The 12,937-nt window shown below is 32.6% G+C and carries 14 protein-coding genes; all 14 read right to left on the bottom strand.

Annotated features, from left to right (window positions below; translation table 11 throughout):
• Positions 1 to 5: 5 nt before the first annotated feature.
• The 14 genes from CD33_RS06020 to CD33_RS06085 all read right to left on the bottom strand — a co-directional run bounded on the left by CD33_RS06020 (position 6) and on the right by CD33_RS06085 (position 12,937).
• Positions 6 to 1,196 (bottom strand): acyl-CoA reductase, encoded by a 1,191-nt coding sequence (locus CD33_RS06020; RefSeq protein WP_036199053.1) that lies wholly within the window; start codon positions 1,194 to 1,196, stop codon positions 6 to 8.
• Complete coding sequence (locus CD33_RS06025) at positions 1,193 to 2,254, bottom strand: LuxE/PaaK family acyltransferase (protein WP_036199055.1); 1,062 nt, start codon at positions 2,252 to 2,254, stop codon at positions 1,193 to 1,195. The genes CD33_RS06020 and CD33_RS06025 overlap by 4 nt, the downstream gene beginning before the upstream one ends.
• On the bottom strand, positions 2,251 to 3,600 hold the full coding sequence (locus CD33_RS06030) for an AMP-binding protein (protein WP_036199058.1): 1,350 nt from the start codon (positions 3,598 to 3,600) through the stop codon (positions 2,251 to 2,253). The genes CD33_RS06025 and CD33_RS06030 overlap by 4 nt, the downstream gene beginning before the upstream one ends.
• A gap of 53 nt (positions 3,601 to 3,653) precedes the next feature.
• Positions 3,654 to 3,890, bottom strand: coding sequence for an acyl carrier protein (locus CD33_RS06035; protein ID WP_036199059.1), 237 nt, complete (start codon positions 3,888 to 3,890; stop codon positions 3,654 to 3,656).
• A gap of 65 nt (positions 3,891 to 3,955) precedes the next feature.
• The gene (pseH, locus tag CD33_RS06040) at positions 3,956 to 4,495 is read right to left on the bottom strand and encodes a UDP-4-amino-4,6-dideoxy-N-acetyl-beta-L-altrosamine N-acetyltransferase (RefSeq protein ID WP_036199062.1); all 540 of its coding nucleotides are present in this window, start codon (positions 4,493 to 4,495) and stop codon (positions 3,956 to 3,958) included.
• 35 nt (positions 4,496 to 4,530) lie between these two features.
• Positions 4,531 to 5,268 (bottom strand): SDR family NAD(P)-dependent oxidoreductase, encoded by a 738-nt coding sequence (locus tag CD33_RS06045; protein WP_235863369.1) that lies wholly within the window; start codon positions 5,266 to 5,268, stop codon positions 4,531 to 4,533.
• 5 nt (positions 5,269 to 5,273) lie between these two features.
• On the bottom strand, positions 5,274 to 6,149 hold the full coding sequence (locus CD33_RS06050) for a LicD family protein (protein ID WP_156967299.1): 876 nt from the start codon (positions 6,147 to 6,149) through the stop codon (positions 5,274 to 5,276).
• Between the two features lie 18 nt (positions 6,150 to 6,167).
• Positions 6,168 to 7,586, bottom strand: coding sequence for a CDP-glycerol glycerophosphotransferase family protein (locus tag CD33_RS06055; RefSeq protein ID WP_036199068.1), 1,419 nt, complete (start codon positions 7,584 to 7,586; stop codon positions 6,168 to 6,170).
• Positions 7,583 to 7,969: a glycerol-3-phosphate cytidylyltransferase gene (gene tagD, locus CD33_RS06060; RefSeq protein WP_036199200.1), complete on the bottom strand. Its 387-nt coding sequence runs from the start codon at positions 7,967 to 7,969 to the stop codon at positions 7,583 to 7,585. The genes CD33_RS06055 and tagD overlap by 4 nt, the downstream gene beginning before the upstream one ends.
• A 10-nt stretch (positions 7,970 to 7,979) precedes the next feature.
• Entirely contained in the window at positions 7,980 to 9,857 is a 1,878-nt protein-coding gene (locus CD33_RS06065; RefSeq protein ID WP_036199069.1) for a tetratricopeptide repeat protein, read from the bottom strand.
• Between the two features lie 111 nt (positions 9,858 to 9,968).
• Positions 9,969 to 10,520 carry an acyltransferase gene (locus CD33_RS06070; protein ID WP_198135533.1) on the bottom strand — a complete coding sequence of 184 codons (552 nt, stop codon included), beginning with the start codon at positions 10,518 to 10,520 and terminating at the stop codon, positions 9,969 to 9,971.
• A complete protein-coding gene (locus CD33_RS06075; protein ID WP_036199072.1) occupies positions 10,514 to 11,332 on the bottom strand; it encodes an SDR family oxidoreductase in 819 nt (272 codons plus the stop codon). The genes CD33_RS06070 and CD33_RS06075 overlap by 7 nt, the downstream gene beginning before the upstream one ends.
• Complete coding sequence (locus CD33_RS06080; RefSeq protein WP_036199074.1) at positions 11,329 to 12,039, bottom strand: acylneuraminate cytidylyltransferase family protein; 711 nt, start codon at positions 12,037 to 12,039, stop codon at positions 11,329 to 11,331. Before CD33_RS06080 ends, CD33_RS06075 begins: the two co-directional genes overlap by 4 nt.
• Complete coding sequence (locus CD33_RS06085; RefSeq protein WP_036199076.1) at positions 12,032 to 12,937, bottom strand: Gfo/Idh/MocA family protein; 906 nt, start codon at positions 12,935 to 12,937, stop codon at positions 12,032 to 12,034. The genes CD33_RS06080 and CD33_RS06085 overlap by 8 nt, the downstream gene beginning before the upstream one ends.

The raw sequence follows: 12,937 nt of genomic DNA on the forward strand, positions 1-12,937 counted from the left end.
TTTGATTAAATAATTACTACTTCTCTAGTAAATGATTTCAAAAAACTCTGACCGTCCCATACGCCATCAAAATTCAATGCTTGTCCAATCGGAACAATGCGGTCTAGACCCCTGGTGGATATAGAATCTACAAGTACTTGTAACGTTGAGTGTTCAAATCCAAAGTATGCCAATGTTTGATCTTTATCTATAATCACCTTTGATAGATCACTTAAATGCTCAACATCATACTCGAAAAATAAGCCTCCACCACAGTGACGTTCGCGTGCTTCTATCGGTACATCCACAACATGTACTCGAGAGAAATACTTTCCGTTTTCAATGTCTCTAACATCAGTTTCTGTTGACAACCATAGACTTGTTGTATATTTCAAAACTTGTGTAGCAGCCATTAATTCATATCGTTTATTTTTGACCTTATTTTCAAATGCCGACCAGAAACGTACTTTCGCCTTTTCATGTTGCTTTCCACACCAAGCAATAAGTCTTGGTGAAGAGCATGCCATTTGATCAAACCAAAAAACATCATTATAAAACTTATCAAGCAATTCATTTAACTCATTTTCACCGAGGTTTAAAACAGCTTCCGCCGAAATGGCAGCTAATGAAAAGCGGTCGGGAAATGCCAGTTCATTTGCCATAGGATTTAACTGGATTTGACGAATTGTTTGAACTGTATCATTACCACCCCAGATAACACGTGTATGGCAAATTTCACTAATCATTTCACCAAACTTTTCATCATAATTATATGTACATATTATCGTCTGTTTTGCGATTTTTTCAAACTCTGGTTTTGCGAGTTCAGTTAAAATTAAATCTAATAGTACATTCGAGTGCCCTTTGCCGGAAACACGGATAATGTTTCTATTCCCAGCTAGCAATGATAACATCCAAGAATATACAAAGATTGTATCTACATTAGAGGGTGCAATATGGAAAACGGTTCCACGAGGTTTTATGAATCTCTCTTTATTTTGTTCTTCCCATTTAACCTTCATTTCCTGGATATTTGCCTTTCTCAACCAGTAGCCTAACGCAACCACTTCAGGCATTTGACGCATTCTAACAAGCGTTTTTGATAATGCTTGCGTGAATAGAAGAACTTCTTTATCAAAAGGGGTAAAAGTGCTATTCATATTTATCTCTTCAATTGCCTGCTCAAAACCCATTTCGATTGGCCAGAAAAGTTTCATGCCCTTGCACCTCCTTGAAACGTGTCACTGCATCCGCGAAGTTCCGCTTTCGGAATACGCCCGGCAACCGTAAAGTACTTCCCTTTCCATCCACACGGGCAATCATCTTCCCCGATTATCGTTCCAAGATCTTCAGTTAGAAGTGAGTGCCCGGGATAGCTTTTCGGTAGTTCACTAAGTACCTGTATTAACCCTTGCCGCCCATGTGAAAGGGGTTCAAAAGTCAAGGTATCACGAATAATCACATCTGCAAACTGAGGTGTATGTAGATGCCCTTTTGAACACTCGACAAAAATGGAGCCAACCTGTTCCACCATTCCATAGTAGTTATGCACTTCACGAATACCAAGTTGATCATGGAGAAGTTGATTGAATACGGACGAATCAACAGCTTCATCCTTTAATTTTTTCCAGCCACCGCCGTGAATTAAAATACTATCTCCAAAATCAAGCTTAATTCCTTGCTTAATAGACTCTTTAAAAACGTATTGCCAAATCATAAAGGTAAATCCAAACAAAAGAATACGTTCACCTTTATACTCTTCCAAATAGGTTTTCAATCCTTCAACATCTAAACTCATATCATCATTTAGTGCGTAAAAGTGCTTGCGACCGAAATTTGAAAAACCCAAAATCCCCGCTCCCCTTGCACTAAAGGATTTTCTATCTTTCAATATCGATTTTGTATCCAAAATAATCATCGGAAGGCGTTTAGCACCTAGCAGGGGCTTCATAACCTCGACGAGTGTTCTAGTCTGGGCAATCGATGTCTCTTTATCTAAATAAATTTTTGAAACCTGTTGCCCCGTTGTACCACTTGAAGTTAAAACTTTTATGACTTCTTCTTTTGGAACAGAGACTAAATCCAATAATTTGAATAATTGAACAGGTAAAAATGGAACTTCCTCTAAAGAATTGGCAGTGATTTGAAAGCCACCTTTTTCAATCATCGAACGATACTCTGTACTTTGTGACACATGAAACTTGGTTAATACATTTAATTTTTCAAGCAATAAAGGAGTTTTTTCGGCTTTTGTTAAGTGATAAGGATTTGTCATAAACATTGCTCCTTTAATGTAACGTAATCAATCTTCCCGTTAGCAAAACGCGGGATCAAATCAATAACTATAACTTTATACGCAGATTTATGCAGTTTATAGTATTGTTCGACAGAAGTCTGTACATTAGTTATATGTTGATCGTTTTCTATAGCAATCACTAATTTATCATCATTACCGGTACATGCTACAGAAGCTTGAACTTCCGACTCCAATTTTTTCTCAACCTCATCTAAATTAATCCGTAAACCAAATAATTTAATGATTCTTTTCATTCGGCCAGTAATAATAAAATAATTATCCTGATCTATTGTTGCTGTATCACCAGTATGAAGTATTCCGTTCAATTCATCGCCTTTTTCCAAGTCCTCCAAACATCTTGCATACCCCATCATGACGTTTGACCCCTTATAAATTAACTCACCAGTCTCGGGGTCTACAGACAACTCTCCACCAGGTATTGCGATTCCTATAGTACCAGCCTTTTCCAATACTCTATCTGATGGGATATACGATATCCGCGGGGATGCTTCCGTTTGACCATACATAACGAAAAATTTCTTATCTTGTTCTTTAGCATATTGTGCAAAAACTTTCACTAGCTTTTCGTTTAATCGACCACCAGCTTGTGTTAATGTTTTTAAATGCGGCAAATCCATTTTCAAAAAACCTAGTCGGTGCAACATTTGATAAGTAAATGGGACACCAGCCAATGAAGTTGCTTGCTGTTCCTGTACAAATTGCCAAAATGTTTTAGACATGACACTTTCTTCAGTTAAAAGGATACTAGCTTTTGCCTGCAAGTGACTATTTATAATTGAAAGACCGTATGAATAAGACATTGGTAAATTCATAATGGCTCTTTCATTTCCATCAATGTTTAAATATTCTACGATTGCTTCAGCATTCGATTGTATATTTTCATAAGATAATCGTACAAATTTCTGGCTTCCTGTTGTTCCGGAAGTACTAAGCAATATTGCTAAATCTTTATGAATGGCAATATTCGAAGCACTAACTCTTTCTTGAATTAAACCTTCTTGTCGATAACCATCAAATAAATCTGTTCCAATAATCCAATAAGGCTTATATTCATTCACAATCGAGTTAAGGAGCTCTGCATTTGTATCTGCACTCATTAGCATTACCGCATGATGATTATTTAAAGCTGAAAGATAGGCACTTAACGTTTCAATAGTATTCTTACAAAGTAATAACACTAACTTTTTATCATCATTCAAGAAATTGAATTGTAGTCCCATTTCATTTAACTCTCTATATGTATATTGTTTTCCCTCAGTAATAACTGCAGTTTTATCTGATACTGCAATATTATGAAAACTCATCTAATTACACCTCTCAATGGAAAAAGGTATGGTATAAATACCACACCCTTTCATTAAAATTGAACATCATATTTTGCTAAAATTTCTTTCGCTTTAGCAAATGAACTCATCTCTAAAACATCTTCTGTATCCAACATTGTATCAAATTGATCGTCAATCTCGGAAATCAATGCCATATGTGCGATTGAATCCCACTCAGGAATTGAATTATATGTCAAATTTTCTGTTATCTTTGCTTCTTCAATTCCTAGGCTTTCCGCAAAAATTGTACGTAATTTTTGTTCATTCATAAATTATCCCTACCTAACTAGTCTGTTACTATTATTATCGGACGGAAATACAAATTATTCAATGTTTATAAAAGAAACTCTTCTCTATGCTTATGAAATTTCTTGCATTCATTTTCCCATGTCGAAGAGAGCAATTCAAAATATTCTACATTATAGAACTTCCCATTTTTTAAAATATGTTCTTTAAACGTTGCAGCATGTGTAAAACCATAGTGCAAATGCATTTTCATCATACCATCATTGCCTTCCATTACTTCTGCATATAGTTTATTTAATTGAAGGTCTTTAAACACATAATTGTACAAATAGGGTTGAATACGGCCTGCAATGATAGAATAGCTCATATCCCCAATATAATAACCAAATGTAGCTTTACGATGAAGTCGGTCAATTTGATTTAAAGAGATTAACCCAATCGATTTTCCTTTATACTGAATGATCCAATAATATTGGGTATCATCTTTTGATATTTTCTCAAACCATTTTTTCTGACGGTCCGGATTCTTTTCGATATCTGTATACATAAATTGTGTAACATGTTCGCTGGTGCGCCATTCCAATACTTGTTCTAAATGGGATTCATCAAGTTTTTTAAACGTAATCATTTCCTTTTCCCCCTTCAAGTAAGAAAGGCATGGTTTTAGATAACCATGCCTCCATCTACACCTATAACTTGTCCGGTAACATATGACGATAAATCGGAAGCCAAAAACAAAATTGTATTTGCTACTTCTTCTGCTTTACCAATTCGGCCCATTTTAATCTCTGATAAACGTTGAGCAAACTTTTCCTCTGAAAGCTGCTTTGTCATATCTGTTTCAATAAATCCTGGAGCAACCGCATTCACACGAATATTGTAAGGAGCCAGCTCCTTAGCAGCTGAGTACGTTGCACCAATTACTGCTGCTTTACTTGCACCATACACGGTTTGCCCAGCATTGCCTGTTCGTCCGATGATTGAACTGACATTAACTATTGAGCCGAATTTTTGCTTCATCATTAAACGGGAAGCATATTGCATATGATAAATAACTGCTTCTATGTTAATGGCTATCGTATTTGACACTTGTTTTTGATTAATCATTCCGAGCAGAGCATCATCTAATACACCAGCGTTATTTACTAGAACATCGAGGTGTCCTATGTTTTTTTTGATCCATACAAAAGCATTCTTAATTGAATTATTATCTGTAACATCATAAATTAAAGTATGTACATCTACATCGTAAGAAGATACCAATTCTTGCTTTACTTCATTTAATCGTTCTTCTTCTCGTCCATTAATTATTACAGTCCACCCTTGTTTGGCCGCTTGAATAGCAGTTGCATATCCAATACCACGGGTTGCACCGGTGATAAAAATCGACTTATTACTCACTATTCTCACTTACTTTCATAAATTGATTCTATCGTACAGCTATATAAAGGTTCTCTGAAGGAAATGGTGTTATTGGCGAAACTTGTATTTTTTTTAACTACATGCCAATCTCCATATGTGTAATCTAAATAGCCTTTATAATCCTTCGGTACTCTTATTTGAGTTCCTTCAAAAGGTAATTCATCATAGCCTTCAAAAAACTTTGCTGGAGTATCATTTAACTCTTGCTTGACCATATCTTCTATTTTATACATACAATCAAAGTTTACCATAAATAACTTTCGACCATTCTCTATACAATCAATTGTTATTGATGCTGGTTTGCCATTTGAATATATTCGTAAAAATACTTGAAGATCAAATAATTTTTCGAGATTTTGAATCGAATCCAATAGCACTTCCTGTACTTTCTGTATATCAGAACCAAAAATGGCGATATCAATGTCATCATCCCATGGAATTAGTCTACCATCTCTGGCAATTCCTAATAATGTGCCAAAAGTATAGAAATGTGGAATTCTGTTAAGCGACTTCGATATCTCGGTGATTAACTGATTGGTCTTTTCTAGGGTTGCCGGGTTTTCAAATGGCAATTCATCAACCTTCATGGAATTTTTGGAAGCAAATTCTATTCTTTGTTCTGGGATTCCCAATTCAGCTAACTGCTTCGAAATCGAATCTACATACATGCTGGTAACAATGATTTTGTCAAAGTTATAATTATGAATAGAATCAGGACTAATTATTTTTATATTACTCAGTAATTTTCCGTGTTTTTGTTCATCGTTATCTATGATGGCTAAAAATTTATAATCATTTATATGGTTTTTAATAAAATTATGTCCACCTAAACTTGCTCCAAATAATAAAATATTATCCATAATAATCAATCCCAACAATTATTTAAATATAGATATAAAATCTTTTCCCTCTTGTAGACCGGATTTTGAACACAGTTCTCTAATAGCTTTTAACCCTTTGCCTGTAACTGTAATGATTATTCCTTTTTCAACAATTGGCTTTTCTATTTTATAATTCAGAAACTCCTTACCTTGTTTAAAAGTATCGGCATCCATCAATCGGTTGATTGCTATATTGTTTCCCTTCAACCATGAAACAATAATTTGACCGGATAGTCCTGCTCCCCATACACTCAAATCATTTTTATTATGATTTAAGAAATTCTTAATAGCCTCTTCGTCAATAATATGGAACGATTCATCATTATCCCAATGTTTCTTCTCTTGACTCATTGCTAAATGAATTGCCTTTGCTGCTCTTTCATTCGCTAGGCTATCTTGATATGTGTAAAGCTCATTTAGCAATTCTAAATAAGGTATATCCATGTCAAGAGCAGTTATCAACGTAGGAAGCAATTCAGATGGATCCTTTACATGTGGTAAAATATCTCTAATTTGAATATCAAGGCTTATATTTGTTACGTCTACATTGTTATATAACGAAATATTGGCCATTTTATCTAAGTTCACTGAACCTGTATCAAGAATATTCTCATCAATAATATCTAGTAGGACGATTGGTTTCTTAAATAACATAGCATCAAAAATAGCACCACTATAATCACTTAATATGATATCGGCAAATTGCAAAAGATCAAATAAATTAGTAAATTCATCATATAAATAAAGAGTGTCTATATTTTTTAAAGCTTCCCATTTTTCATTATTACCCGATAGTACATTACCATGGTGAAGTTTTACAATAACATTGAATTCTTTTGTTAACGAAACAACATTTTCTACGAAAATATCCAATGAAGATAAATCTGCCCATGTTGGACAATAAACTAGGGTCTTGCGATCTGTTAGTTTTTCTATAGACAACTCATTGCCATTGATATCAATTACTGTTTTTAGATAATTTCCTGTCAATCTTGGATGACCTATATCTGCAACTTCCGCAAAAGCAGTTAATCTTTTAGTAGCATATGGACCATAGCTTAAAACTAAATCAAACCCTTTATTCCATTCTGCATAGTTCCATGAATCTTTAGCATAGCCATATAGCCCCCTGATTTTAATTAAATCCTTATCTAGCAATTGAAAACCAGGCATATAATATGGCGCCAGTAAAGCATCAAATTCCACAGTCTTATCAAATAATTGTTCAAATCCACAGTAAGTTATATTATTTTGTTCAAATACTTCAATTAGGCGTTCTACTCGTTCATTAATATGGTAAGGGGTATAAATAATATATTCAACTTGGTAGCCCATTTTTTCTAGTTCTTTAGCTATGCCAGAAAAATGCACATAGTGAAATACTGTTGTACAAGTAAGCCCTATTCTTTTCTTCATATCTTCAAATCATCCTTAATCATAGTTGTGGAGATATTACGTGTTCTTTCAAGATAAACAACTTCACAATACTCCTTCAAAAAATCAAAATGACCTTCCCAGTCATCGCCCATTACAAAGATATCTATTTCTTCTCTTAGGATATCAGTAATTTTTTGATCCCAAGAAGTCTCAGGGATTACTTTATCGACATACTTAATCGCTTCCAAAATATACTTTCGATGCTCGTAAGAATGGTATGATTCTTTATGCTTTAAATGATTGAATTCATCAGTTGAAAGTACCACTGTAAGATGATCCCCTAGTCCTTTGGCTCTTTCTAAGATCCTAATATGTCCCCAATGCAACAAGTCGAATGTACCATATGTAATAATTTTCTTCATTTTTATCACCCTAGTTGCTTTTAATAATTTCAATATATTTTGAAGCACCTTTATGATTACCATTTGATTCAGTAATACACTCTTTAAAGTAATATTCTGACTCCTTTAAATTCCCTAAAAAAAACTGACTTAATCCCATATAATATAATGCAGATAAGAGATAATTTTTTTTAATTGTTAGTTCATCATTATTTTGATGATTATCTCTTGACTCATATAAATCTAAGTACTCTTTTAAATATTCTATACATCCATTAATATCTTTCAGTTCAAAGAAAGACCTACCTGCGAAAAAAAAGTAATCCATTTTATTTATCGGAAATTTATCCTTAAAGTTCAGTATTAATTCGTATTCCTTTTTATTAAATAGAACATCTAAGACATTAGAAAAATTATAGTGATTAAGTGTTGCTCCTCTTCTTAACAAATTAATAAATTGATTTAAGCTAATTATTCCTTGTTCTGTTGATTCAATTGTTTTGAGTTTTTGATACTCAGTATCAATTAAACTAATAATGTTGTCACTATAAACATCTTTTGTACTATTATTTTTGTATGTTCGTTGGATACTAAGAGAAGAACTAATAATTTTTCTTAAATCATGCTTATCTTCTGCAAAAAATATATATTCATCTGGAATTCCTGAGTTTTTAATTATATTGCCTTTATAGTGAATAAAAATAGTTGGAACTCCAAATTCATATGCTTCAAAAGCTGTTGATGAATAAGGGGTTATATTTACAAAAGTGTTACTAAAAAGTGAAAGTAAACTATTATTATTGGCTTCCTCAAAGGAAATATTATGAATGTTTGCTTCATTAACTTTTTTTATAAAGCTGTTTCTCTCTTCCTCTTCCATAATAGGATGAAATCTTATATAAAATTTATATATGTCTGCTGTTTCTTTAATAAATTCTAGAAACCAGTTAGGAATATTTCCATTCCATTCTGGAGTCGCTCTGATAGGTTGCAAAGTCACTAATATATTTTCTTTATTATTAGTTTTGCTATTTGATAATTCGTATTCTCTATTCTTTTTATAGTTTTCTACCCAAAGATTTCCCGTCATTATAGCTTTATGTTTAACTGTCTTATTTGCCCATTGATTAATACTATTTGTAGTAAATTCATTCCATGTTAAATATATATTTGGGAAGATAGTGAATCCATTATTTCGATTCTTTAGATTCCATCCATACCATAGAGTATCTTTTAATATACCATGTTGCACCTCAATACTTGGGATGCCTACATTATGTGCAGCTAATGTTGCAGCTAAACAAACTTTATGATAATAGATTTCAACAAATATTCTTTTGATTTTTTTTTGAACTAAAATCTTCTCAAAAACTTTTGAAAGAGCATAAATTTCTGAAGCCAATTTATATATTTCATTCATAGATGGGAAATTAAGAATGCCTACATTCTCTTCAAAATATTCTTTTACATCTTCGTATTCCTCTAGTTGAATATAAGGTGCTAAATATAAATATTGAGCTATGTATTTTTTTTCATCTAAAAAGTATGAACTACTATTTCTAATAATCTTATCCGTTGGATATACTGAATATTGAATATTCACATAAGATTCTTTGTTACTATTAATTAAGTTCATATATGGTCCTAATATTCGATTCTCTAAACCGTCTTCACCTTCTATAAGTCTAATTGGATCAAATAGAAAAAGATTATCATACTCATCACTATTAGAAATTAGATTGTCAATTGAGTTAAATTCTTTTGGATTGATTTTTGTGAAATTTCCCCCAACTATTTCCTTTTCTATTTGTTTACGAAATAAAGGCCATAGTTCAATACCAAAATACTTCCATTTTTTTACAACAAATAATTTTTCTATATTATTAAAAACTGATAATAGATTATTCATCGGTTCTCCTTACTAACTTTTAATTAATAAATAATCTTAAAACTAATAACATCAAATCTTATTACCACTACTAAAATATGAATATTTGAAGAACCTTAGCAAGTCTTACCTTTATACCAATTTTTTGATTAACTTAGCTGGCACTCCAGCAACAACAGAAAAGTCCGGAACATCCTTAGTAACAACCGCACCTGCTGCAACAACAGAATTTTTACCAACTGTCACTCCAGGCAATATAATAGCATTTGCTCCTATCCAACTTCCCTCTTTGATTTTAATTGCTTTGGGTTCTTGATGCCCTTGGTAATATATAGGTATACTAGAATCTTTAAACTCGTGATTAGAAACATATAGGTGAACTCCTGATCCTAATAAGACATTATCCTCTATAGATATTTCTACATCGAGATTACCTATTAGTACGGAGTTAGGTCTTATTACTACATTATCCCCAATATTTATATTAGAACAACATACAATTATAGCCCCAGGTCGTATTTCGGAATTTTCCCCCAAACTTTTCAATTTTTTTTTACAATATTGATTATAAAGATTTGGTGCATAAGATAATATTTGACTATAAATTATATCTGGTCCTATACGATCAGTTGATTTAGACCAATTCCACCTTTTAATAATTTCCCTAATAAAACTGATTACCAAGCACTTAGTCCTCCATCAATTAAAATATTTTGTCCTGTTACATAACTTGATGCATCAGATGCTAAGTAGATTAAAGCCCCAACCATCTCTTCAGCTTTTGCCATTCTACCCATAGGAATACGATTACCATATCTCTCTTTGAAAGTGGCATTTTGTCCACTTTCAACTCCACCAGGGGTAATAGTATTTACTCGAATCCCATCTTTCGCCCAATAAGTAGCTAAATATTTTGTTAGAGCTACTACTCCTCCTTTAGAAGCAGAATAAATAGCGGGTGTATTAATTTCCCTATTCAGATAATAAGAGCCTTCGTAAATACGGTTATCAGGTCCCATCACGCCATAAATGGACGCGGTTTGAATAATTGATCCGCCTTTTCCTTGTTCTTTCATAATCTTACCAACATGTTTAGCCATTAAAAACATACTATCAAGATTTGTAGACATTATTTCTTTCCATTGTTCTAAGCTGTATTCCTCAAATGGAGCAAAAAATGCTTCTAAATCACTTGATTTTCCAGCAGCATTATTATGTAGAATATGTAACTCATTAAAAGTACTCTTTACTTGGTCAATCATCTCTATTACGGAATGCTCAGAGGTTAAATCGCAATAAAATGCTTTACTTAGCACTCCATATTCATTATGAATATCTAAAGCAGTTTGTCTCGCTTGATCTATATTTATATCAACAATAGCAACATTAGCACCTGCATTTGCTAGACCTTTTGCAAAGTGGCTTCCTAATATTCCTGCACCACCAGTAATTATGGCATTTTTACCAATAAGTGAGAATTTTTCAAAGTAATTCATCCTAGTGTACCTCTCTTCTCTGCGAGTAATTTCACAATCTCAAAATCTAACTCTGAATCAATATCTTGTGATCTTTCCTCGGGCATTTCATACAATAACGTTTTATTTGTGAAGACACTCTCACAATTAAAAAATTCATTTCTTCTCCATGCATATATAGAGGCATTCATATCATATGTTTTTGGAGCATCTTGACGTCTTATTATGGACTTGGTTGTTAATGATTTAGACAATTCAACATAACCATTTTCAAGTTTTTCCACCATATTAAAATATGGACTTCTTCTTGCTGGAGCTGCTGTTATTATATTAGTTGCCTCATGATGCAATTCTAGTAATTCGATACAGTTCTTAATATCACTAATATCTCTTAAAGGCGATGTTGCATCCAAATCTGTGATGATGTCAAATTTCAAACCAGATAGTTTTTCAACTTCACTTACACAATGTTGCATTACTGGTATTTTAGCAGCTGTATCCGTTGCAAGCTCATTAGGCCGCTTTATCACGTAGTCTACTCCATAAAATTTAGCAATTTTTAAAATTTCTTCACTATCGCTACTAACAGCTATAACATCGAATAAATTGCTGTTCTTAGCTTGTATAATACTATGAGCAATTAATGGTATACCAAGTAACTCTCGAATATTTTTATTTTTCACGCCTTTTGAACCACCACGGGCACAGATCGTACAAATTCTATTCATTAGTAACCCACTCTTTTCTCTCCGCTGATAACTCAATAGCATCAATCATTTTTACAACTTCCAATCCTTCTTCGAAAGTACAAGCTTGCCCTTCATTATTTAATATCGACTTATGTTGTTCAATATAGGTATAATTCCTATGGATCTTTGGTAATATTATTATCTCGTTATTTATTTTAATTTCATTTGCTATAAAGTCAGCTCTAATTGTTTTAGTATTTGTTTGTATTATTAAATACCTCTGAGTTATACGATCCAAATAATTCAATTCTAATGATATTGGAATATTTAACTTAGATTTAAAAATAATTTGACAATAATCCTCAGATTCTATTTTCAAGTCACTTCTCTTACCCTTTTGAGCACACAATTCTACCCAATTTCCAAATAAATATATTAAATAATCTAATTCATGACTTAAATCTCTTATTACTCCACCACCTTCACTTACACTAGCAGAGTATGACTTGGAATAATCAGTTTCAGGTCTCCAAGTAGGTAAATATTGTCCTACATAACTATTTACATTAATTACTTGTTCATCTTTTATTAAAAGTTTTAATTCCTGAATCATTGGGTGAAATCTTAGATTATATCCAACATATGTAATTACTTTGTTATTGATTGTCTCAAAATTTGAAACCAGAGGCTTTTCAGACATAACAATACCGTTATAATTCATTTCATTCAGTTTATCTATAATATTTTTATGTAACTTTGTTTCATTGGCAATAATAATATAATCAAACTTTTCACACGATAGAGCAATTTCTAATGATATAAAACTATTTGGTAATTTTATATGCCTAGATACAATAAACACTTTATACCCAAGATCCTGTAACACTTCAACATGTCTTTTACCTATAGAGCCGTATCCTATTACTAATACTTTCAT

Source organism: Ureibacillus sinduriensis BLB-1 = JCM 15800, from assembly GCF_000772955.1.
In the GTDB taxonomy this organism is placed as follows: Bacteria; Bacillota; Bacilli; order Bacillales_A; family Planococcaceae; genus Ureibacillus; species Ureibacillus sinduriensis.